The organism is Massilia sp. BGA-UO-ETr-WB1 (assembly GCF_059567845.1).
This window is the reverse complement of sequence record NZ_JCAQOT010000026.1, coordinates 709,711-730,970: the sequence shown is the minus strand read 5'-3', so window position 1 is coordinate 730,970 and position 21,260 is coordinate 709,711. Positions and strand designations below refer to the sequence as shown.

The following is a 21,260-nucleotide window of genomic DNA, read 5'->3' as shown; positions in this document are numbered from 1 at the left end:
AGAATGTGATGGGCGCACTCAGTCGTTTGCTGTCGCTGTATCCGGTCGACACCGCGCTGGATATCCGCTGCCATTTCGGCGCGCCGTGGGTGCTGGACCATCCTGCCGAGCCGGCCGGCGTGGCGCCCTACCACCTGGTGGTGAGCGGCGGCGGCTGGCTGGACGTGGGCGGGCAGCGCGGCATCGCGGTGCAGGCCGGCGATATCCTGCTGTTCCCGCACGGCACGGCGCACAAGCTGCACACCGGCGATGCGGCGGCGCGGCCGCCGGTGCAGCGCGCGGGCGAGGGCGAGCAGGTGCTGCGGGTGTTTGAAAACGGCGGCCAGGGCGCGGCGACCGATATCCTGTGCGGGCGGCTGGAATTCGGCGGCGGGGCACCGCACCCGTTGCTGGCGGCGCTGCCCGAGCTGATCCACGTGCGCACGGCGGGACGCGACGATTTCGCCGGCCTGCAAGGGCTGATGGCGATGCTGCGGGTGGAGACGGCGGCGGTGCGGCCGGGTGCGCGCGCGGTGGTGTCGCAGCTGGCCTCGGCCTTGTTCGCGCTGCTGATGCGGGCGTGGCTGGAGCAGGCTTCCGCCACGCCGGGCCTGTTCGCGCTGCTGGCCGAGCCGCGTTTGCAGTCGGCGCTGCAGGCCATGCTGGCCGAGCCGGAGCGGCCTTGGGCGCTGGCAGAGCTGGCCGGCCTGTGCCACATGTCGCGCGCCACGTTCGCGCGCGTATTCGGGAAAGCGGCCGGCGCTACGCCCGCTGCGCTGCTGACGCAAACCCGCATGGCCAAAGCCGCAAGCCTGCTGGCGCAAGGGCGCCTGCCGGTGGGGCGGATTGCCGAGCAGGTTGGCTACCAGTCCGAGGCCGCGTTCAACCGCGTCTTCAAGCGCAGCTACGGCATCGGCCCCGGCGCCTACCGGCGCAGCGCGGCTGCACCGCCAAGGCCTGCACGTCTACACGCCTGACGCCACCGGTATCCTCGGGCTACAGCCAGCCCTCGTCGTCCAGCACCATCTTCTTGAAATAGTCGATATTGGCGCGGGTGGCGAACAGGGCGGAGGGGATGAAGCACACCAGCGCCGAGGCCATCAGGCTCTGCAGGCCGAGCGCGCCGAACAGCAGCCGCACCGCGCCCACCAGCAGCGCCGCCAGCAGGCACAGCGACAGCGCCTTGCGGGCCATGCCCTTGGCCACGTAGTAGAACGGCCCCAACAGGAAGGCCCATGGATTGAACAGCACCATGGCCCGCTCGGCCAGGCTCAGCTCGATCGACTGCGGCAGCTCCACGCCGCCGCCCTTGTGCAGCGCCGCGAAAATGGTTTTCCAGCCGGACGACAAGCCCGGCAACGCGATTGCCGTGGCCGCGACGTCGGCGCCGCAGTTGAAGCAGAAGTGTGCGGTGGACGAAGCCTGGGATCCGCATTGCTGGCAGAACGGCATTTATTTCCTTGGTGGAGGGGATGCCTGCCATGATACCGTCCCGTCCCGCCCCGAAAACACTCGCTTTGTCACACCGGCGGGCGGCACCGCGCAATAAAGTGCTTGCGCGGCGCGGGCAGTGCGTAAACGCAACAGTTGCTATAATGGGCCGCTCCCTCATCACGCCACGCGCAAGGAGCTCCTCTGACACCGCAAGCCGAAAACCTGCGCAGCATCTACGCCATGCTGATCGCCGTCGCCATGTTCGCCCTGATGGACACGGCGATGAAACTGCTGGCCGCCCACTACCCCGCCATCCAGGTCACCGCGCTGCGCTCGCTGTCCTCGCTGCCGCTGGTGTGCGCCTATATCGCCTACCGCGGCAAGTTCGGCGGCGTGGCCAAGGTGCGCTGGCCGCTGCACCTGTTGCGCGGCGCGCTCGGCATCGCCATGCTGACGCTGTTCGCCTACGCGCTCAAGAGCCTGCCGCTGGCCGACGCCTATTCCATCTTCTTCATCGCGCCGGCGCTGATCACGGCGCTGTCGGTGTTCGTGCTGAAGGAAAAAGTGGACGCCCTGCAATGGGGCGCCATCGTGGTCGGCCTGATCGGCGTGCTGGTGGTGCTGCGCCCGGACGGCGCCAGCTTCATTTCGCTGGCCGGCCTGGCCGTGCTGGGCGCGGCCGCGTGCTATGCGGTGTCGGCCATCGCCAGCCGCATCCTGAGCCGCACCGACGCCAGCGAGCACATCATGTTCTGGCTGCTGGTGACCATGGGCAGCGGCTCGGTGGCCATGGCCTGGCAGGGCTGGGTGGCGATCCGTGCCGAGGACTGGCTCATCATCTGCGGCCTGGCGCTGAGCGGCTTTCTCGGCCAGCTGGCCATCACCATTGCCTTCAGCATGGGCAAGGCGTCCGTCGTGGCGCCGTTCGAATACTCGGCGCTGGCCTGGGGCGTGGCGATCGACTGGCTGCTGTGGAACACGCTGCCGGACGCCTACACCCTGCTGGGCGCGGCCATCATCATCGGCAGCGGCATCTACCTGGTGCGGCGCGAGGCGGTGCACGCCGAAGCCGAGCATCCTTAGCAGCCTGAGCCGCATTCGGGGTCAGACCCCCAATGCGGCTCAGGCTGCTTCGGCGGCGGGCGGGCAACTCCGCTATAATTTACCGATGTTAAAACAACGTACCATCAAAGAAAAAGTCTGCACCACCGGCGTCGGCCTGCATTCGGGCACCAAGGTGGTGCTGACCTTGCGCCCGGCCGCGCCCGGCGTGGGCGTGGTGTTCCGCCGCGTGGACCAGGAGCCGCCGGTGGAATTCCCTGCCAGCGCCATGGCGGTGACTGACACCCGCATGGCCACCGTGCTGAGCAAGGGCGACATCCGCATCTCCACCGTCGAGCACCTGATGTCGGCCTGCGCCGGCCTGGGCATCGACAATCTGTACGTGGACGTGAGCGCGGAAGAAATCCCCATCATGGACGGCTCGGCCTCGTCCTTCGTCTACCTGCTGCAGCAGGCCGGCGTGCAGGAGCAGGACGCGGCCAAGAAGTTCATCCGCGTGCTGAAACCGGTGGAAGTGCGGGAAGGCAAGCCGGGCAACGAGAAGTGGGCGCGCCTGGTGCCGCACGACGGTTTCAAGCTGGACTTTTTCATCGAATTCAACCACCCGGCGGTGGACGGCACGGCGCAGCGCGCCACCATCGATTTCGGCGACGTCACCTATGTGCAGGCGATTGCCCGCGCGCGCACCTTCGGCTTCATGCAGGACGTGGAAATGCTGCGCGGCATAGGCCTGGCGCGCGGCGGCTCGCTGGAGAACGCCATCGTGATGGACGAGTACCGCATCCTGAACGCGGACGGCCTGCGCTACGACGACGAGTTCGTGCGCCACAAGATCCTGGATGCGATCGGCGACCTGTTCCTGGTCGGCCACCCGCTGGTGGCCGGCTACGAGGCGCACAAATCGGGCCACGCGCTGAACAACCAGCTGCTGCGCGCATTGCTGGCGGACCCGGAAGCGTATGAAATCGTCACCTACGACACGCTGGAATCGGCGCCGGAATCCTACGTGCGGCAGATGACGCACGAGTGGGATCTGAACCAGTAATGCCGAATCAGTAATCCGGCCGGTCGCGGCGGCGCCGCACCAGCAGTTGCAGCGCCTGGATCAGGCTGTCGTTCTGCTTGCTCTGCTCGAGCGACTTGCTCAGTTCCTCGAAGGCGTTGACGGCGGTGGGCGGCAGCGTCAGCGCCCGCATCTGCTCCTTGATCTCGGCCGCCTTCATCATCTGCACCCGCAGCCGGATGTTGCTAATTTGCCACCCACGCTTCAGCAGCGCGTCCTGCAATTTCGGCAACTGCTGCTTGAGCTTGGCCGCCACGGCCGAGCTGGGCGTGGACAGCAGCAAATTGCCCTCTTCAAAAGCGAGGATCTCGCACAGGCTGAACATGCTGGGCAGGGTGGCCGCGCAATCTTTTTGCAGCGCGGCCATGCGCTCGACGGCCGGCAGCAGGGCCGCCATCTTGTCATTTCTTTTCAGAAAGTCCGTGGCCACCTTGGGTGTCCGGCCTTGATTAAGGGAATTGAAGAAGCGCATGGCCGAAACATACCACAGCCCGCCTGCCATCCCAAGCGAACTGAGCCGCATTCGGGGTCTGACCCCGAATGCGGCTCAGTTCGCTTCCCGCGTCAACAAATTCCCAATTAGTTACAATCCTGGCTATTGTTATAAAGGGCAATAACCCTATCTTGGCCGGACGGCATGATAAAATCACCGGTCTTTTGCCCTTGGCAAGCTGAGCACCTCATACCATAGCTTTTTTTAACGGCGTTAACCAATGTCCTTACTGACCCAGATTTTCGGCAGCCGCAACCAGCGTCTGCTCAAGCAATATCAAAAAACGGTACGCGAAATCAATGCGCTCGAGCCGGCCATGGAAAAGCTGTCGGATGCCGAGCTGCAAGCGAAGACTCCCGCTTTCAAGGAGCGGATCGCCAACGGCGAGGCGCTCGACGCGCTGCTGCCGGAAGCGTTCGCGGTCTGCCGCGAAGCGTCCAAGCGCGTGTTCAAGATGCGCCACTTCGACGTCCAGCTGCTGGGCGGCATGGTGCTGCACTTCGGTAAGATCGCCGAAATGGGCACCGGCGAGGGCAAGACCCTGACCGCAACCCTGCCGGCCTACCTGAACGCGCTGTCCGGCAAGGGCGTGCACATCGTCACCGTCAACGATTACCTGGCCCAGCGCGACGCCGACACCATGGGCAAGCTGTACGGCTGGCTGGGCCTGAGCACCGGCATCAACCTGTCGCAGATGGAGCACGCCGCCAAGCAGGCCGCCTACGCGGCCGACATCACCTACGGCACCAACAACGAATTCGGCTTCGACTACCTGCGCGACAATATGGTGTTCGAGGCGCGCGACCGCGTGCAGCGCGCGCTGAACTTCGGCATCGTCGATGAAGTCGATTCGATCCTGATCGACGAAGCCCGCACCCCGCTGATCATCTCCGGCCAGGCCGAGAACCACACCGACCTGTACTACAAGATCAACGAAGTGCCGAAGATGCTGACCCAGCAGATCGGCGAGGAAACCTCGGACGGCAAGGGCAAGATCGAAGTGCCGGGCGACTACACCAAGGACGAGAAGGCGCACTCGGTGCTGCTGACCGAAGCCGGCCACGAGAAGGCCGAAGCCATCCTGGTGCAGATGGGCCTGCTGCCCGAAGGCGCCTCGCTGTACGATTCGGCCAACATCACGCTGGTGCACCACCTGTACGCGGCGCTGCGCGCGCACGCGCTGTACTTCAAGGACCAGCACTACGTGGTGCAGAACAATGAAGTGGTGATCGTCGACGAATTCACCGGCCGCCTGATGACGGGCCGCCGCTGGTCGGACGGCCTGCACCAGGCGGTGGAAGCGAAAGAGGGCGTGAAGATCCAGAACGAGAACCAGACCCTGGCCTCGATCACCTTCCAGAACTACTTCCGCATGTACGGCAAGCTGGCCGGCATGACCGGCACCGCCGACACCGAAGCCTACGAATTCCAGGAAATCTACGGCCTGGAAACCGTGGTGATCCCGCCCAACCGTCCGTCGGCGCGCAAGGACAAGCAGGACCAGGTCTACAAGACCAACCAGGAAAAATACAACGCCATGATGCTGGAAATCCGCGAGTGCTACGACCGCGGCCAGCCGGTGCTGGTGGGCACCACCTCGATCGAGAACTCGGAACTGCTGTCGGCCATCCTGACCAAGGGCGGCCTGCCGCACAACGTGCTGAACGCCAAGCAGCACGCCCGCGAAGCGGAAATCATCGCCCAGGCGGGCAGCCCGAAAGCGATCACCATCGCCACCAATATGGCCGGCCGCGGCACCGACATCGTGCTCGGCGGTAACGTGGAGAACCAGATCAAGTTCATCGACGCCAACCCGGCCCTGAGCGATGCCGAGAAGGCCGCCCAGGCCCAGGCGCTGCGCGACGGCTGGCAGGCGCTGCACGAGCAGGTGGTGGCCGCCGGCGGCCTGCACATCGTGGGCACCGAGCGCCACGAATCGCGCCGCGTCGACAACCAGTTGCGCGGCCGCGCCGCCCGCCAGGGCGACCCCGGCATGTCGCGCTTCTTCCTGTCGCTGGACGATCCCCTGCTGCGCATCTTCGCGGGCGACCGCGTGCGCGCCGTGATGGACCGCCTGAAGATGCCGGAAGGCGAACCGATCGAGGCCGGCATCGTGTCCCGCTCGATCGAATCGGCGCAGCGCAAGGTCGAGGCGCGCAACTTCGACATCCGCAAGCAGCTGCTGGAATACGACGACGTTGCCAACGACCAGCGCAAGGTGATCTACCAGCAGCGCAACGAGCTGCTGGAAGCGACCGACATTTCAGAGATGATCGCCTCGCTGCGCCATGGCATGTTCACCGACATCGTGCGCGAGTACGTGCCGGAAGAATCGGTGGAAGAGCAGTGGAACATCAAGGGCCTGGAAGCGGCGCTGGCCGGCGAGTGGCAGGTGCAGGTGGACCTGCAGGGCGCGCTGGCGGCCGACGCCAGCCTGACCGACGAGGAAGTGCTGGAGAAGGTGCTGGCTGCGGCCGACGCGGTGTACCAGGCCAAGATCGACATCGTCGGCAAGGACGTGTTCGGCGGTTTCGAGCGCAACGTCATGCTGCAAAGCGTGGACAGCCACTGGCGCGAGCACCTGGCCGCGCTGGACCACCTGCGCCAGGGCATCCACCTGCGCGGCTATGCGCAGAAGAATCCGAAGCAGGAATACAAGCGCGAAGCGTTCGAGCTGTTCGGCCAGATGCTGGACCTGATCAAGAACGAAGTGGTGCGCAACGTGATGACGGTGCGCATCCAGTCGCGCGAGGAAATCGACGCGGCCGAAGCGGCGATGCAGGCCAGCCACGTGGAAAACGTGCATTACCAGCACGCCGACTTCAACCCGAACGCGGCGCCGGAAGAGCTGCTGGCGCCGACGGCGGCGCCTGCCACAGTCGACGAGGGCCTGCGCGTGGGCCGCAACGACCCTTGCCCTTGCGGCAGCGGCAAGAAGTACAAGGCTTGCCACGGCAAGCTGGCCTAAGGCAGCAAAAACCGGAGCTAGTCTCCGGTTTTTTTTTGCCGCGTGCCGGCGTATCAGGCCCGCACCGGCGAGCTGCGCGGAATCACGATGCGCACCGCCGTGCCCTGGCCCGGCTGCGATTCCACCGCCACCCGCCCGCCCAGCACGCCGGTCACGATGTTGTACACGATGTTCATGCCCAGCCCGGTGCCGCCGCGCCCCATCTTGGTGGTGAAGAAGGGATCGAACACGTGGCGCCTGACCTCGTCGGCCATGCCGGCGCCGTCGTCGCTGAAGACCACCTCGACCATGCCGCCGTCCAGTTCGCGCGCCGCGATGCCGATGGTGCCGCCGCTGCGCCCCTCGAAGGCGTGCGCCAGCGCGTTGTTGATCAGGTTGTTGAAGATCTGGTACCAGCTGCCCGGATAGGAATCCAGCGCCAGGCCCGGCGGCACGTCGACCGTGGTGCCGCAGTGGGCGCGGCGCAGGCGCGGCACATAGGTGGCCGCCGTGTCCTGCACCACCGCCAGCAGCTTGAACACGCGGCGCTGGTCGTTGGTCTGGTCCACCGCGATCTGCTTGAACGAGGCGATCAGGTTGGCCGCCTTGTTCAGCGAGCCGGAGATCAGCTCCGAGGCCAGCTTCACCTCGTCGTTGTAGGCGGTCAGCGCCGAGCGGCGCAGCGTGCCGCCGCTGAGCATGGCCTCGAATTCCTGCACCCGGTCGCCCAGCGCGGTCGAGGCCAGCAGGCTGTTGCCGATCGGCGTGTTGAGCTCGTGCGCGATGCCGGCCACCAGCGATCCGAGCGAGGCCATCTTCTCGGCCGCGATCAGGTCGTGCTGGGTGCGCTGCAGGGTTTGCAGCGCGTGCGACAGGTCGCCGTTGGCGCGCTCCAGCTCGGCCGAGCGCTGCCGCACCCGGCTCTCCAGCGACACGTTGAGCTCCTCCAGTTCCTGCTTGGCCTTCAGTTCTGCCGTCATGTCCAGCAGCGCCCAGATGATGGCGTCGACCCCGTCCAGGGTCAGCGAGGACGACCAGATCGCCACCTGGCCGCTGCCGCCGTCGCGCAGCGCCATGCTGGCCACTTCGCCGTGCACGCTGCCGTTGCGCATGTAGAGCTGCCAGATCCGCTCGCGTTCCTCGGGCGAGCCCCAGAAGGTGAAGGCGTCCGAGCGCTGGCCGATCAGCTGCTCGGGGCCGTAGCCGAAGGCGCGCGTGAGGGCCTGGTTGGCGCCGATGATGTGGCCGTTGCGGTCGGTCACGCTGAGCGGCAGCGGCGCCATGTCGAACAGGGTCTTGAAGCGCGCCTCCGATTCGGACAGGCGCTGCTGCGACGCTTCCAGCTGCAGCACCCGCTCGCGCAGCGCCACGCTCATCGAGTTCAGCGAGCGCGCGTAGACTTCGATCTCGTCGCCTTCGCCTTCCGGCGGGCCGCGGCCGAAGGCGCTTTTCATCATCTGCCCGGTCTGGCTGGTGAGGGCGCGCAGGCGCCGCCCTATGCCCTGCGTGAAGGCGTAGAACAGCAGCACGCCAAGCGCCAGGCCGATCAGCGAGATCAGGCCCGATTGCAGGAACACTTCCTCGCGCGCCTTGTCCAGCTCGCTGGTCGACAGGCCGAAGTTGAGCGAGCCGACCTGGTTGTCCTTGAGCAGCATGGGGGCGCGCGCGTGCAGCGTGCCTTCGTGGCGCCAGGTGCGCACGCCGTTCATGGCCGGCGCGGTGCCGTTGCGCAGCGCCGCCGGCAGCTCGGCCGGCCGTTCGCCGGCGGTGGCCACCGGCACGTCGTTGTGGTCCAGCACCACGATGTAGCGCACGAAGCTGTCCTGCGGGTCGGACAGCATCTCGTTCCAGTAGTCGTTCAGCTCGCTGAGCCGGCCGCGGATGGCGTAGGGGCTGAGGGTGAGGTTGAGCGTGACGGCGTATTCGTGCGCGACGCGCTCGGCGTTCTTGCCGACCGCATTGTCCATCACGCGCTGGCTGTTGCCGATCAACAGGGCAACCACCAGCGCCTGGACGATGGCACTCAACAACAGAAACTTCGCGCGCAGCGATAAAGTCACACCCACTCCTTGCTGTCCAGGACGCCTCTCGTCCCCCAGCTAGCAATATACCGCATGCAACTATGTCAAGGGAGCGGGAATTAAAACGCCCGCCGGATTGCTCGGGCGGGCGTGGTTCGCGCAGCGGCGGCGCGGATCAAGGCAAGGTCAGTATCACCTTGACGCTGTCGTCCACGGCCGACTTGTCGATGTAGCCGATGGCTTTCGGGTCGTCCGCCACGGCCTTCTTGACCTCGGCGTTGGACTTGTATTCCTTGGGCGGGGTGGCCTTGCCGGTAAACACCAGCTTGGACCAGATCGCCTTGACCTGGGCCGCGTCCTTTTCCGCCACCTTCTGGTAGAAGTCGTTGCGGATGGCCGAGCCTTCGGCCTGGTCGACCGGCGTGAACATGGTCGACTTGCCGAGGAAGAACTGGGACGCCTGTTCCGAGAACATGCGCGTGGCGGGATTGGCCTTGTTGACGATCACCACCGTTTCGGCGGCGGCCGGCACGGCGGCTGCCGCGGAAGCGGCCAGCATCAGGGAAGTCATTATTTTTTTCATGGGAGTCACCTTAGAATACGAAATCCAGACCGGCCGCCACCACGGTCACGCTGTCCTTCTGGCCGGCGGCCGGCGTGAAGATCAGCTGGCCCGACTTGACCTTGGGCTTGACGCGGTCGACCTGCACCTTGAGCGCCATCGACTTGGCGAAGTCCCAGCGCACGCCGATCAGGTCGGTCGACTGCTCGGGCGAGATCAGCAGGTTGTTGACGGCGCCGTTCAGCGCGGGAATGCGGGCCAGCGCGGCCGGCACGGTGATCGAGCTGCCCGCGCCCTTGACGGCAGCGTGCGCGTAGTACGGCAGCACTTTGCCGAAGCGGTAGCCGGCCATGGCGTACCAGGAATTGGTTTCCGGGATGTACACCGGGTCGTGCGCGCGGCGCTGCGCGTACTCGGACTGGATCACGATGTTGTTCCAGTCCACCGTCAGGCCCAGCTCGGTGAAGCTCATCTTCTTGCCTTCGACGATGCCCAGGTCGCGGCCCAGCTGGCCGAAGCCCACCTGGGTCAGCGTGGCGGCCAGGCTGTTGATCGGCAGCAGGTTGTCGCTGTGCAGTTCGGCGCGGGCGTGGCCCAGGCGCACGGTCACCGGACCGCGCTCGAGCGACAGGCTGATACCCTGGGCCGGGGCGCGGTACTTGGCCACCGAGCCGCCGGCGGTCGGCACGAACAGCTTGCCGCGGCTGGAGCCGAAGAACGCTTGCGCGGTGAAATTGGTGTCGCCGAAGGCGTGCTGGTAATTGACGTCCACGCCGTCCACGTTTTCGATCGGGTCCTGGCCGTAGACTTCAATCGGCGGACGCATCATGGTGTTGGCGTAGCCCACGTTCTGGTAGTCCGAAATCAGGAAGGCCGGGATCACCACGCGGCCGACGCGCACGCTGACCTCGTCGTTGACCTTCATCTTCAGGAAGGCCCAGGTCAGGTCGGTGGTAAAGCTGGGGCTGGTGTTCTTGCGGGTCAGCACCTGCGCGGTGCCGGACAGCCAGTCGTTGATCTTGTAGGTCGCTTGCAGGCCCAGGTTGGTGTCCAGGCCCAGGCGCGGGCTGTCGCCGACGCCGGTGGCCTGGTTGTAGCGGGCGAACTTGGCGGTGTCGGTGTTGCTCTTGGCGGCGGCCAGCGTGCCGAAGCCGCTGATGCTCAGGTTGCCGTCGTCCAGGGAACCTGCTTGCGCTTGCATGACGCTGCAGGCGGCCAGCACGGATGCTACAAGAAGTTGCTTTTTCATCGTACGGATTCCAATCACTTTATTTTTCAGAAAAGCGGCAAGCACGGCGCACCGCATGCGTCGCCCACCTTAGTTGAATTTCTTTCAGGCATGATTATGAAAACGTTGTACTGAACAAGTACTCTAAAAATCTGTGGCTTTTTAGCGATGAATTATGGATTTTTCATGGGCTTTTGATCATTGTTGCCGCGTTTTTAAGCGATTTTGCAATCTTGCGGAAAAAACGGTGGCGGCATGGAATGTAACTGAAAGTAGCGGGCCGCATGGGCAGGCTGCAGGTATTACAATAACGGCTTCCCATACACTAGCCCGAGAACCCACATGGCCGTCAATTCCCCCATTCCTGTCGCTGCTGATCTGAAGCCGGTTGCCGGTATCGAGATCGGTTTTGCCGAAGCCGGCATCAAGAAGCCGAACCGCAAGGACTTGCTGGTGCTGCGCCTGGCGCCGGGCGCCACCGTGTCCGGCGTGTTCACCTTGAACCGCTTCTGCGCCGCGCCGGTGCAGATCTCGAAAGCCAACCTGGCGGCCGTGAACGCCGGCGGCCAGCCGATCCGCGCGCTGATGGTCAACACCGGCAACGCCAACGCCGGCACCGGCGAGGAAGGCCTGGCGCGCGCGCAGCAGAGCTGCGCCGCGCTGGCCGGGCTGCTGGGCTGCGAAGCGGGCCAGATCCTGCCGTTCTCCACCGGCGTGATCCTGGAGCCGCTGCCGGTCGACCGCATCGTGGCCGGCCTGCCGTCCGCCGTGGCCAACCTGACCGCCGACAACTGGTTCAACGCGGCCGAAGCCATCATGACCACCGACACCCAGCCGAAAGCCGGCTCGCGCACGGTGGACATCGCCGGCCACAAGGTGACCTTGACCGGCATTTCCAAGGGCGCCGGCATGATCAAGCCGAACATGGCCACCATGCTGGGCTTCCTGGCCTTCGACGCCAAAGTGGCGCAGCCGGTGCTGGACGTGCTGGTCAAGCAGGCCGCCGACCAGTCCTTCAATTGCATCACCATCGACGGCGACACCTCCACCAACGACTCCTTCATGCTGGTGGCCACCGGTGCCGGCACGCTGGAAGTGAACTCGGTCGATTCGCCCGAATTCAAGGCGCTGGCGGCGGCCGTCACGGAGCTGTCGGTGTTCCTCGCGCAAGCCATCATCCGCGACGGCGAAGGCGCCACCAAGTTCATGACGATCACGGTGGAAGACGGCAAGAACATGGAGGAATGCCGCAAGATCGCGTACTCCATCGCCCACTCGCCGCTGGTCAAGACGGCCTTCTTCGCCTCCGACCCGAACCTGGGCCGCATCCTGGCCGCGATCGGCTACGCCGGCGTGGACGACCTGGACGTGAGCAAGCTCAACCTGTACCTGGACGACGTGTGGGTGGCCAAGAACGGCGGCCGCAACCCGGACTACAAGGAAGAGGACGGCCAGCGCGTGATGAAGCAGAGCGAAATCGCGGTGCGCGTGAAACTGGCGCGCGGCGACGCGAAAGCCACCGTGTACACCTGCGACCTGTCGCACGACTACGTCAGCATCAACGCCGACTACCGTTCCTGATATGGCGACGCCCCTGGAGCAGTTCCTGGTGCGCGCCGAGGCCCTGCTGCAAAGGGTGGAGGCGATCCTGCCGCACGCCCCGCGCGAGCCGGACTGGAAGCTGGGCCACGCCTACCGCTGGCGGCGCCGCAACGGCGGCGCCAGCCATTTGCAGGCGGTGACCCACGTCTCCAGCATCGCGCTGGACGATCTGCACAACATCGCCCCGCAAAAGGCCGCCATCGAGCAGAATACGCGCCAGTTCGTGTCCGGCCGCCCGGCCAACAACGTGCTGCTGACGGGCGCGCGCGGCACCGGCAAATCGTCGCTGATCAAGGCCTGTTTGAACCAGTTCGCGCAAGATGGGCTGCGGCTGATCGAAGTCGACAAGGCCGACCTGGCCGAGTTGCCGGACATCGTGGACCTGGTGGCGGGCCGTCCGGAGCGCTTCATTATCTTCTGCGACGACTTGTCGTTCGAGGAAGGCGAGAGCGGCTACAAGGCGCTGAAGGTGGCGCTGGACGGCTCGATCGCGGCCCAGTCCAACAACGTGCTGATCTACGCCACCTCGAACCGGCGCCACCTGATGCCGGAACGCATGGCCGACAACCTGAGCTACAAGCACGACGAGGACGGCGACCTGCATCCCGGCGAAACGGTGGAAGAGAAGATCTCGCTGTCGGAGCGCTTCGGCCTGTGGCTGTCGTTCTACGCCTTCAAGCAGGACGACTACCTCGACATCTGCGGCCACTGGCTGGCCAGCTTCGGCTGCACGCCGGAACAGGTGGCGGCGGCGCGCGGCGACGCCTTGCGCTGGGCGCTGCAGCGCGGCTCGCGCTCCGGCCGCGTGGCCTGGCAGTTCGCCAAGGATTACGCCGGCAAATTACCCGAAGAAAGCAAGTGAATGACTGCAGCAAGTAGCAATGCGAAAGTGGACGTCGCGGTCGGCATCCTGATCAAGCCGAACGGCGACGTGCTGCTGGGCCAGCGCCCGGCGGGCAAGCCTTATGACGGTTACTGGGAATTCCCCGGCGGCAAAGTCGATCCGGGCGAGACGGTGCTCGACGCGCTCAAGCGCGAGTTCGTCGAAGAGCTGGGATTGACCGTGAACAGCGCGCAGGAGTGGTGCGGCGTGGAGTATGTATACCCGCACGCCCACGTGCGGCTGCACTTCTACATCAGCCGCGACTGGCACGGCGAACCGCAAAGCCTGGAAGGACAAGCCTTTGCATGGCAGGGCACGGTCGGCGTCGAGCCGCTGCTGCCGGCCACCATCCCGCTGCTGGAATGGCTGGAGCAGGTCCGCCACGATCCGGCGGCGCTGCCCTGATTTATTCTTCGTCGAGCGGATCGCGCGGCGGCGCGGCCGGGATGGCGTATTTTTCCTCGGCCCAGGCGCCCAGGTCGATTTGCTTGCAGCGTTCGGAACAGAAGGGGCGGTATTTGTTTTTTTCGCTCCACTCCACTTTGGCGGAGCAGGTCGGGCATGCAACTACGGTCATGGCGGTTCTTTAAAAATTACAGAGCGTGAGCTCGAATGGTACATCTTCTTCCAGCGGCTTGGGTTTCAAGTCGCCGCCCTGGGTGGTGAAGCGCACCCACAGCATGTATTTGTTGGCCGAGATTTCCGGGATGGCGCCCATGCCTTCGTCCAGCGTGAGGCGCAGCATCTGGTAGACCTTGCCTTGCAGCATTTGCTGGTAACTTCCCGCATTGGCGATCATCTTCACCGGACCGCCCGAGTCGCGCAGCAGGCGCAGCACCAGGGCCAGGGCGTCGAACAGCGGCGCCAGCGGCGCGAACCAGCCGGCGATGTCGTTGAAGCGCTGCTCGGCGCTGCGCTTTTGCCAGGCGTAATAGGATGGCAGGTCGAATTCGCAGGCGCCGCCGGGGATGATGGTGCGGCCGCGTATGCTCATCAGCCATTCATTGTCGCGCACGTTCTGGCCGGTCTTGCCCTGCGCGCCCACCAGCGCGCTGCTCACGCTGTCCAGCTCGGACAGGATGGCGTCCAGCGTTTCCGCCTGTACATTCGGGTTGGAGCGGTAGCTCAGCAAAGTCTGGCGCTGGCGCTCCAGCTCCTGCAGCAGGTCCGACTTCAGGTCCGCCCTGCCTGCCACTTCGAGCATGTCGAAGATGGTGGACAGCGCGACATGGTGCTGCATGGGATGTTCTTGATGCACAAAGAACTTGAATTTCTCGTACAGGTCTTCCAGCCGCAACAACGTGCGTATGCGCTCGTTGAAAGGGTATTCGTAGACAATCAAAATGACTTCCCTCTATAGATGGGCCTGCAAAGAATTCCGTGATTCTGAACCAAGCGAAGCAAAATTACAAACGTTGCGATGGTATTGTTATCGTTCCTGCCGAAAATGCCAGGTATAAATCGTGTAATCGCGCAATTTGCGGCTCCAATGCTGCTAACTCCCCCTCATTATTGATGATATCGTCCGCCGCTGCCAACCGCGTTGAACGCGGCGCCTGGGCCGCCATGATGGCTTGCACCTGGGCCGCCGGCATCTTGTTGCGGGCCATCACGCGCGCCACCTGCACCGCCTCCGGGCAGTCGACCACCAGCACGCGCTGCACCCGGCTGCGCCACGTGCCGGACTCGACCAGCAGCGGCACGTCGTAGATCACGTAGGGGCCGGTGGCGGCCGCGCCCGCCGCTTCGGCGGCGCTGCGGATCAGCGGATGCAATATGGCTTCCAGGCGGGCCTTGGCGGTGGCGTCGCTGAACACCAGCGCGCGCATGCGGGCGCGGTCCAGGGCGCCGCTGGCGTCGGCGAAGTCGGCGCCGAACTCGGCCAGCAGGGCCGGCATGGCGGGGCCGCCGGGCACGGTCATGCCGTGCGCGATGCGGTCGGTGTCGACGATGCTGGCGCCCAGTTCGGCGAAGCGCGCCGCCACCACGCTCTTGCCGCTGCCGATGCCGCCGGTCAGGCCGACGCTGAACTTGCCTGCCGTGCCGGGGCCGCTACTCATGTCATTGACCCAGCACGCTGGAGGTGAAGGCCGCCAGCGGCCCGCCGAACAGCAGCGCGATCATGCCGGCCGCCGCCAGGTAGGGGCCGAAGGGGATGGGGTTGTTGCGGCCGCGCTTGGCGAACACCATCAGGCAGATGCCAACCACCGCGCCCACCACCGACGACAGCAGGATGATGGTGGGCAGCGTGGCCCAGCCCAGCCAGGCGCCCAGCGCCGCCAGCAGCTTGAAGTCGCCGTAGCCCATGCCTTCCTTGCCGGTGGCCAGCTTGAACAGCCAGTAGATGGACCACAGCGCCAGGTAGCCGGCGGCCGCGCCGATCACCGCGTCCTGCAGCGGCACGAAGGTGCCGTTGATGTTGATCAGCAGGCCGGCCCACAGCAGCGGCAGGGTCAGGTCGTCCGGCAGCAGCTGGGTGTCGGCGTCGATGAAGGTCATGGCGATCAGCAGGTAGGCGAACAGCAGGGTGGCCAGGCCCATCCAGCCGCTGCCGAACTGCCACACCAGCGCGGCCGACAGCAGGCCGGTGAGCGCTTCGATGATGGGGTAGCGCGGCGAGATCTTCGCCTTGCAGTTGCTGCATTTTCCGCCCAGCACCAGGTAGCTGACCACGGGGATGTTTTCCAGCGCGGTGATCTGGTGCTTGCAGTGCGGGCAGGCCGAGCGCGGCGCCACCAGGCTGTAGCGTTCGGTGTGCGGCAATTCCTTGCCCAGCTCGGAGGCCACGTAGTTGTCCGACTCGCGCTGCATCATGATGGGCAGGCGGTGGATGACGACGTTCAGAAAGCTGCCGATCAGCAGGCCGAAGATGCCAGCCGCAATCGCGGCGATCAGGGTGGCGGGCGGGGCGAACAGCAAGATATCCTGCATCGGTTGGGTTCCGTTCTGTTGGTCAGGGAACAGTATAAGGCAGAGCATGCCAAATGCGGCCATGAAGACAGTGCTTGATCGCATTTTGCCGCCCAGGAATGCTTATCAATCTCTTAATTTATCAGATGGACATATCATTAAGACAACGCTACACTGGGTATCCGCTGATCGCCAATAAGAGGTGAGCCCCATGCCTGTTCCTTTAAAAATTCAATTTGCCTTCCAGGGCGGCGGCGCAAAAGTTATTGCATTGCTTGCAGTCGCAGAAGCCATTCAAGACTTCGAACGGGACGGCAAGATTCAGATAACCAGGGTGGCTGGAACTTCGGCTGGCTCCATCGTGGCCTGTTTCGTGGCTGCCGGCATCCGGGCCGACAATATCGCCGCTGAATTGCGTGGGGGAACAGGCCAACGGCTGATCCAGCAATTCAAACTGCCGAACCGCGTTGGAGCTATCTGGAAACTCTTCGTTAGCAAGGGGGCGATATGGGACACCGCTCCCCTGCGCGCGTGGTTGGTCGAGAAATTCCAGGACAAGAATATTGTGCGAGTGGGCGATATCAGCAAACGCGTACCGCTGGTAATCACGCGGACTAATTTGGGCAGCCGCGCTTGCAACTACGCGCCTGACAGCGATATCGTCGCCAATGCGGTGATTGACTCCTGTGCCTTACCCTATCTGTTCAGAATATGGAGCAAGAGCAACGCCGGCACTTTCGTGGATGGCGGCATTTCCAATAACCTGCCAGCCGCCTCCTTGTCGGGCTCGAGTGCTGAACACGGCGAGCTGATTGCAATTTCTTTTTCTGAGTTTGCCACAGACCATCCCGGCAGTTTCCTGACATTTTCCGCCGCATTGCTTGATACCGCAATGTCGTCCACGATGGGTTTGGTTAAAGAAGCGCACAAAGACAAATTGATGGAAGTGCCTACAGGCCTGGGAACGTTTGATTTTGAGCAGGCGCTGTCACCGGGATTTGCCGAGCCGTATAAGCAGATCAAAGCATGGGCCGCGAGTGAGCTGCAAAAGCGAATCGACCGCATCGAATCAGAACGCACGATTGCGATCAGGGATCCATGGCAGGAGACCAATCCTACAGCCGTAAAAGTGATGGAACTTTTGGGGGAAGCGTACAAGCAATCGCTGGGAAAAAGCCTGCTACGCTATGATAGTTGCAAACTCGTGGTGTATTCGAACGGCGGCAGGCCGCCGTCCGATCCTTACCGTAGAACGCCGGACAAGGCGCAGTTTGAATTCGTTTTCCATTCCGGAAATGTGCCTACTTACTGTATTTCCGCAGGGCTGGTGGGGCAATCGAACGAGTCCACCTTCGCGGCGGATTCGGCTGAATGCGTGGTCACGGATGCCAGCAACAAGCGCCTGGACTTCATCAAAGTGCCGATGCGTACCGACGCGGTGGGTACGCGTGAACTGTGCCTTTTTTTCACGCCGGCTTTGCCACCGAACAGTGGACCTTACACGGTTAAATTCGAGGAAAATGGCGAAAATATCATGGCGGGTCTGTTTGAGAAAAACAAGGATGAAATGGGGTATCACCCGCAACGCCCCGATGGGCCCGTTGGCCGTGTAGACTTGGCACTGTTCGTCCATAAGGATGTCGAGCTGATATTGAGTTCCCGCGATCCGGCGCGTCCCGGACAGCCGATGGCTTGGCAAAGTGTTATTAGCGGCCCGCCGCTATTTCCCAATATGAAAGGCTACTGCATGTACGCGGAGAATGTTGCCTCCCCGTGGGAGCTGAATGTTGTGCGCGTGCCTTGACAATGGAGGGGGGCGGCGGTAGGCTTTGCTCGTTAGAAGGAGGAACCATGAAGATCATTCTGAAAATCTAGAGGCGGTACGCATGAAGATGCTGCGCGCTTACCGCTACGCCTGCGCTCTCTAAACCTTTCAAAAAGCCAACTTTGAGTTGGCTTTTTGCATAGAAAGTGCCGCCTTCTCAGGAGTGCCACAGCGTCAGCTGCGCCATTTTTTCGTACAGGGTGGCGCGCGAAATGCCGAGCAGGCGCGCGGCCTCGGTCTTCTTGCCGCCCGCCGCCAGCAGCGCCGCTTCGATGGCGCCGCGCTCGGCCGCCGCCACCGCCTGCGCCAGCGGCTGCACCATGAGCGGCGTGCCGGGCTTGGCGCCGCCCTGGGCGCGCGGCAGGATGGCGTCGATGTCGTCCGCCGCCAGGCGCCGGTTGTCGCTGTGCAGCGCGGCCTTTTCCAGCACGTTGCGCAGCTCGCGCACATTGCCGGGCCAGTCGTAGCCGGCCAGCCGCTGCAGGGCGCCCGGCGTGAGCTCGCGGCGCGCCATGCCGTTGCGCTCGGCGATCTGCTCCAGCGCGCCCTCGCACAGCGCTTCCAGGTCGGCCAGGCGCTCGCGCAGCGGCGGCAGCGTGATCGACAGCACGTTCAGGCGGTAATACAGGTCGCGCCGCAGGCGGCCTTGCGCCAGCGCCTGCACCAGGTCGATGCTGGTGGCGGCGATGATGCGCACGTCCACCTTGATCACCTTGTTCGAGCCCAGCGGTTCCACTTCCTGTTCCTGCAGCACGCGCAGCAGCTTGGCCTGGATCTGCAGCGGCATGTCGCCCACTTCGTCCAGGAACAGGGTGCCGCCATGGGCCAGCTTGAACTTGCCGTCGCGGCCGCGCTTGTCGGCGCCGGTGTAGGCGCCGGCGGCGGCGCCGAAGAATTCCGATTCCAGCAGCGCTTCGGGAATGGCGGCGGCGTTCACTGCGATGAAGGGCTGGCTGGCGCGCGCGGAGCTGGCGTGGATGGCTTGCGCCAGCAGTTCCTTGCCGGTGCCGGTCTCGCCCAGCAGCAGCACGGTGCTGCCCAGCTGCGCGGCGCGGCGCGCCTGGCGCTTCACTTCCAGGCTGGCCGGGCTGTTGCCGACGTAGCTGGCCAGCGTGTAGCGCGGGCGGCGGTCCTGCACCAGCAGGCGGCGGGTTTCCGCCAGCTCGTCCTGCAGCTGCGAGAACTTGCCCAGCAGCGGTTTCAGGTGGTGCAGCTTGTCGTACAGGCAGATGCCGACCGCGCCGATCACCTTGCCGTCCGGCCCGGTCAGCGGCAGGCGCGAGACGACGAAGGTGTCGCTGCCGAACGCCATCAGGTCGAGCAGGATGGGCTCGCCGGTCTTGACCACCTGGCGCATCAGGCTGTTGGGGATGATCTCCTCCACGTCCCGGCCCAGCAGGGACTGCGGGTCGGTATAGCCCAGCATCTGCAGGTATTTGTCGTTGCACCAGACGATGCGGGCGTCGGTGTCGACCGCGATGGTGCCTTCGCACAGCGCGTCCAGCCGTTCCAGCAGCTTGGGGATGGCCAGGTGGCGCAGCGCGCCCACCCCGGCGCCCGCGCCGCCGCCCGGGTTCTCCGTCAACCAGTGCATCAAGTCCATCTCGTCCGTCCGCGCAAAAAGGCCGATTCTGGCGGCTGGCGCGGCAACTGTCCAGTATTCCAAACACTTTGTCCGGTTTTTCAGACGGATTTTCTGCGTAATGGTACGCAGAGTGTCCGCACTTCCAGACGATATGCGCCCGAGCGGCACTCCGGCATCACTGGCACTTATATCTAACTGCTTGAATTCAAAGGATTTTGTTTTTCAGGCACGGATAGTGCTTTATGCAACGTTCCAATCAATTGCGGAGTGTGTATGAGTTTTCTGATCGTTTTGTTGGCGCTGGTGTTCCTGATGGTGGTCGCTTACCGCGGCTTCAGCGTCATCCTGTTTGCCCCGGTGGCGGCCATGCTGGCCGTGCTGCTGACCGATCCCGGCCTGGTGCCGCCCATGTTCACCAGCGTGTTCATGGACAAGATGGTGGGCTTCGTGAAGCTGTACTTCCCGGTCTTCCTGCTCGGCGCGGTGTTCGGCAAGTTGATCGAGCTGTCCGGCTTTTCCAAGTCCATCGTGGCGCTGGTGATCCGGCTGGTGGGGCGCGAGCGCGCCATGCTGGCCATCGTGGTGGTGTGCGCGGTGCTGACCTACGGCGGCGTGTCGCTGTTCGTGGTGGTGTTCGCGGTGTACCCGTTCGCCGCCGAGATGTTTAGGCAGAGCAACATTCCCAAGCGCCTGATCCCCGGCACCATCGCGCTGGGCGCCTTCACCTTCACCATGGACGCGCTGCCCGGCACGCCGCAGATCCAGAACATCATCCCCACCTCCTTCTTCCAGACCGACACCTGGGCCGCGCCCTGGCTGGGCCTGATCGGCTCGGTGTTCATCCTGGCCGTGGGCCTGGCCTACCTGGAATGGCGCCGCCGCCAGGCGCTGGCCAAGGGCGAAGGCTATGGCGCCGGCCACAGCAACGAACCGGAGGACTTCACGCAGCAGCATCTGCCGCATCCGCTGCTGGCGCTGCTGCCGCTGGTGCTGGTGGGCGTGCTGAACAAGGTGTTCACCATGCTGATTCCGCTCTACTACGGCAAGAGCCACAGCCTGGAGCTGGCCGGCGCGGCCAAGCCGGTGGTGACCGAAGTGTCGAAAGTGGCGGCCATCTGGGCCGTGGAAGCGGCGCTGCTGGTGGGCATCGCCACGGTGCTGCTGCTGGCCTTCGACACGGTGCGCCGCCGCTTCGCCGAGGGCAGCAAGCTGGCCATATCGGGTGCGCTGCTGGCCTCCATGAACACCGCCTCCGAGTACGGCTTCGGCGCCGTTATCGCCGGCCTGCCGGGCTTCCTGGTGGTGGCCGACGCGCTGCGCGCCGTGCCCAACCCGCTGGTCAACGAGGCGATCGCCGTCACCTCGCTGGCCGGCATCACCGGTTCCGCCTCGGGCGGCATGAGCATCGCGCTGGCCGCCATGTCGGACACCTTCATCCAGGCCGCCAACGCCGCCAACATTCCGATGGAAGTGCTGCACCGCGTCGCCTCCATGGCCAGCGGCGGCATGGACACGCTGCCGCACAACGGCGCCGTCATCACCCTGCTGGCGGTGTGCGGGCTGACGCACCGGGTTTCCTATGGCGACATTTTCGCTGTCACCTGCATCAAGACCATGGCTGTTTTCGTGGTCATCGGTGCTTACTACGCATTCGGAATTTACTAAG

The 21,260-nt window shown here is 64.5% G+C and carries 19 protein-coding genes; 9 read left to right on the top strand and 10 right to left on the bottom strand.

The genetic code is table 11. From position 1 onward, the window contains the following. Positions 1 to 8 precede the first annotated feature (8 nt). A complete protein-coding gene (locus AC56DV_RS25610; protein ID WP_496317031.1) occupies positions 9 to 956 on the top strand; it encodes an AraC family transcriptional regulator in 948 nt (315 codons plus the stop codon). A 19-nt stretch (positions 957 to 975) separates the two neighbouring features. On the opposite strand, the gene AC56DV_RS25605 is transcribed toward AC56DV_RS25610, so the two are convergent. Then, positions 976 to 1,431 carry a zinc-ribbon domain-containing protein gene (locus tag AC56DV_RS25605; protein ID WP_496317030.1) on the bottom strand — a complete coding sequence of 152 codons (456 nt, stop codon included), beginning with the start codon at positions 1,429 to 1,431 and terminating at the stop codon, positions 976 to 978. 222 nt (positions 1,432 to 1,653) lie between these two features. Here AC56DV_RS25605 and AC56DV_RS25600 point away from each other — a divergent pair, with 222 nt between their 5' ends. Continuing rightward, positions 1,654 to 2,496 carry a DMT family transporter gene (locus AC56DV_RS25600; protein WP_496317029.1) on the top strand — a complete coding sequence of 281 codons (843 nt, stop codon included), beginning with the start codon at positions 1,654 to 1,656 and terminating at the stop codon, positions 2,494 to 2,496. Between the two features lie 85 nt (positions 2,497 to 2,581). Beyond that, the gene (gene lpxC, locus AC56DV_RS25595) at positions 2,582 to 3,520 is read left to right on the top strand and encodes a UDP-3-O-acyl-N-acetylglucosamine deacetylase (protein WP_496317028.1); all 939 of its coding nucleotides are present in this window, start codon (positions 2,582 to 2,584) and stop codon (positions 3,518 to 3,520) included. Positions 3,521 to 3,527: 7 nt separating this feature from the next. On the opposite strand, the gene AC56DV_RS25590 is transcribed toward lpxC, so the two are convergent. Further along, the gene (locus AC56DV_RS25590) at positions 3,528 to 3,935 is read right to left on the bottom strand and encodes a hypothetical protein (RefSeq protein WP_496317027.1); all 408 of its coding nucleotides are present in this window, start codon (positions 3,933 to 3,935) and stop codon (positions 3,528 to 3,530) included. Positions 3,936 to 4,251: 316 nt separating this feature from the next. Here AC56DV_RS25590 and secA point away from each other — a divergent pair, with 316 nt between their 5' ends. Further along, a complete protein-coding gene (gene secA, locus AC56DV_RS25585; RefSeq protein ID WP_496317026.1) occupies positions 4,252 to 6,999 on the top strand; it encodes a preprotein translocase subunit SecA in 2,748 nt (915 codons plus the stop codon). A 53-nt stretch (positions 7,000 to 7,052) separates the two neighbouring features. On the opposite strand, the gene AC56DV_RS25580 is transcribed toward secA, so the two are convergent. From AC56DV_RS25580 to AC56DV_RS25570, 3 genes are all read right to left on the bottom strand, one after another. Beyond that, positions 7,053 to 9,005 carry an ATP-binding protein gene (locus tag AC56DV_RS25580; protein ID WP_496317025.1) on the bottom strand — a complete coding sequence of 651 codons (1,953 nt, stop codon included), beginning with the start codon at positions 9,003 to 9,005 and terminating at the stop codon, positions 7,053 to 7,055. 169 nt (positions 9,006 to 9,174) lie between these two features. Then, a complete protein-coding gene (locus tag AC56DV_RS25575; RefSeq protein ID WP_496317024.1) occupies positions 9,175 to 9,582 on the bottom strand; it encodes a type 2 periplasmic-binding domain-containing protein in 408 nt (135 codons plus the stop codon). Between the two features lie 10 nt (positions 9,583 to 9,592). Beyond that, a complete protein-coding gene (locus AC56DV_RS25570; protein WP_496317023.1) occupies positions 9,593 to 10,810 on the bottom strand; it encodes a porin in 1,218 nt (405 codons plus the stop codon). Positions 10,811 to 11,131: 321 nt separating this feature from the next. Here AC56DV_RS25570 and argJ point away from each other — a divergent pair, with 321 nt between their 5' ends. The 3 genes from argJ to AC56DV_RS25555 are packed head-to-tail and all read left to right on the top strand — an operon-like array spanning position 11,132 to position 13,679. Continuing rightward, entirely contained in the window at positions 11,132 to 12,370 is a 1,239-nt protein-coding gene (gene argJ, locus AC56DV_RS25565) for a bifunctional glutamate N-acetyltransferase/amino-acid acetyltransferase ArgJ (RefSeq protein ID WP_496317022.1), read from the top strand. Position 12,371: 1 nt separating this feature from the next. Further along, positions 12,372 to 13,253, top strand: coding sequence for an ATP-binding protein (locus AC56DV_RS25560; RefSeq protein WP_496317021.1), 882 nt, complete (start codon positions 12,372 to 12,374; stop codon positions 13,251 to 13,253). Beyond that, the gene (locus AC56DV_RS25555) at positions 13,254 to 13,679 is read left to right on the top strand and encodes an NUDIX domain-containing protein (RefSeq protein ID WP_496317020.1); all 426 of its coding nucleotides are present in this window, start codon (positions 13,254 to 13,256) and stop codon (positions 13,677 to 13,679) included. It begins immediately after the preceding gene. 1 nt (position 13,680) lies between these two features. Here AC56DV_RS25555 and yacG read toward each other — a convergent pair whose 3' ends face one another. The 4 genes from yacG to AC56DV_RS25535 all read right to left on the bottom strand — a co-directional run bounded on the left by yacG (position 13,681) and on the right by AC56DV_RS25535 (position 16,205). Further along, positions 13,681 to 13,851, bottom strand: a complete 171-nt coding sequence (gene yacG, locus AC56DV_RS25550; protein WP_057153362.1) for a DNA gyrase inhibitor YacG — start codon at positions 13,849 to 13,851, stop codon at positions 13,681 to 13,683. 9 nt (positions 13,852 to 13,860) lie between these two features. Beyond that, entirely contained in the window at positions 13,861 to 14,616 is a 756-nt protein-coding gene (gene zapD, locus AC56DV_RS25545; protein ID WP_496317019.1) for a cell division protein ZapD, read from the bottom strand. 64 nt (positions 14,617 to 14,680) lie between these two features. Further along, positions 14,681 to 15,334, bottom strand: a complete 654-nt coding sequence (coaE, locus tag AC56DV_RS25540) for a dephospho-CoA kinase (RefSeq protein WP_496317018.1) — start codon at positions 15,332 to 15,334, stop codon at positions 14,681 to 14,683. Between the two features lies 1 nt (position 15,335). Beyond that, a complete protein-coding gene (locus AC56DV_RS25535) occupies positions 15,336 to 16,205 on the bottom strand; it encodes a prepilin peptidase (protein WP_496317017.1) in 870 nt (289 codons plus the stop codon). A 190-nt stretch (positions 16,206 to 16,395) separates the two neighbouring features. Here AC56DV_RS25535 and AC56DV_RS25530 point away from each other — a divergent pair, with 190 nt between their 5' ends. Further along, positions 16,396 to 17,988: a patatin-like phospholipase family protein gene (locus AC56DV_RS25530; RefSeq protein ID WP_496317016.1), complete on the top strand. Its 1,593-nt coding sequence runs from the start codon at positions 16,396 to 16,398 to the stop codon at positions 17,986 to 17,988. Between the two features lie 178 nt (positions 17,989 to 18,166). On the opposite strand, the gene AC56DV_RS25525 is transcribed toward AC56DV_RS25530, so the two are convergent. Beyond that, a complete protein-coding gene (locus tag AC56DV_RS25525; protein WP_496317015.1) occupies positions 18,167 to 19,603 on the bottom strand; it encodes a sigma-54 interaction domain-containing protein in 1,437 nt (478 codons plus the stop codon). Between the two features lie 264 nt (positions 19,604 to 19,867). Between AC56DV_RS25525 and AC56DV_RS25520 the strand changes: the two genes are divergently transcribed. Continuing rightward, positions 19,868 to 21,259 carry a GntP family permease gene (locus AC56DV_RS25520; protein ID WP_496317014.1) on the top strand — a complete coding sequence of 464 codons (1,392 nt, stop codon included), beginning with the start codon at positions 19,868 to 19,870 and terminating at the stop codon, positions 21,257 to 21,259. Position 21,260: the final 1 nt, after the last annotated feature.

Excerpts from the sequence above, each read along its gene's own strand:
- coaE (WP_496317018.1), bottom strand. The coding sequence starts at position 15,334 with ATGAGTAGCGGCCCCGGCACGGCAGGCAAGTTCAGCGTCGGCCTGACC.
- AC56DV_RS25575 (WP_496317024.1), bottom strand. The coding sequence starts at position 9,582 with ATGAAAAAAATAATGACTTCCCTGATGCTGGCCGCTTCCGCGGCAGCC.
- AC56DV_RS25530 (WP_496317016.1), top strand. The coding sequence starts at position 16,396 with ATGCCTGTTCCTTTAAAAATTCAATTTGCCTTCCAGGGCGGCGGCGCA.
- AC56DV_RS25535 (WP_496317017.1), bottom strand. The coding sequence starts at position 16,205 with ATGCAGGATATCTTGCTGTTCGCCCCGCCCGCCACCCTGATCGCCGCG.
- argJ (WP_496317022.1), top strand. The coding sequence starts at position 11,132 with ATGGCCGTCAATTCCCCCATTCCTGTCGCTGCTGATCTGAAGCCGGTT.
- AC56DV_RS25525 (WP_496317015.1), bottom strand. The coding sequence starts at position 19,603 with ATGCACTGGTTGACGGAGAACCCGGGCGGCGGCGCGGGCGCCGGGGTG.
- AC56DV_RS25560 (WP_496317021.1), top strand. The coding sequence starts at position 12,372 with ATGGCGACGCCCCTGGAGCAGTTCCTGGTGCGCGCCGAGGCCCTGCTG.
- AC56DV_RS25600 (WP_496317029.1), top strand. The coding sequence starts at position 1,654 with ATGCTGATCGCCGTCGCCATGTTCGCCCTGATGGACACGGCGATGAAA.
- AC56DV_RS25555 (WP_496317020.1), top strand. The coding sequence starts at position 13,254 with ATGACTGCAGCAAGTAGCAATGCGAAAGTGGACGTCGCGGTCGGCATC.
- AC56DV_RS25520 (WP_496317014.1), top strand. The coding sequence starts at position 19,868 with ATGAGTTTTCTGATCGTTTTGTTGGCGCTGGTGTTCCTGATGGTGGTC.
- secA (WP_496317026.1), top strand. The coding sequence starts at position 4,252 with ATGTCCTTACTGACCCAGATTTTCGGCAGCCGCAACCAGCGTCTGCTC.
- AC56DV_RS25590 (WP_496317027.1), bottom strand. The coding sequence starts at position 3,935 with ATGGCGGCCCTGCTGCCGGCCGTCGAGCGCATGGCCGCGCTGCAAAAA.
- lpxC (WP_496317028.1), top strand. The coding sequence starts at position 2,582 with ATGTTAAAACAACGTACCATCAAAGAAAAAGTCTGCACCACCGGCGTC.
- AC56DV_RS25605 (WP_496317030.1), bottom strand. The coding sequence starts at position 1,431 with ATGCCGTTCTGCCAGCAATGCGGATCCCAGGCTTCGTCCACCGCACAC.
- AC56DV_RS25610 (WP_496317031.1), top strand. The coding sequence starts at position 9 with ATGGGCGCACTCAGTCGTTTGCTGTCGCTGTATCCGGTCGACACCGCG.
- yacG (WP_057153362.1), bottom strand. The coding sequence starts at position 13,851 with ATGACCGTAGTTGCATGCCCGACCTGCTCCGCCAAAGTGGAGTGGAGC.
- AC56DV_RS25570 (WP_496317023.1), bottom strand. The coding sequence starts at position 10,810 with ATGAAAAAGCAACTTCTTGTAGCATCCGTGCTGGCCGCCTGCAGCGTC.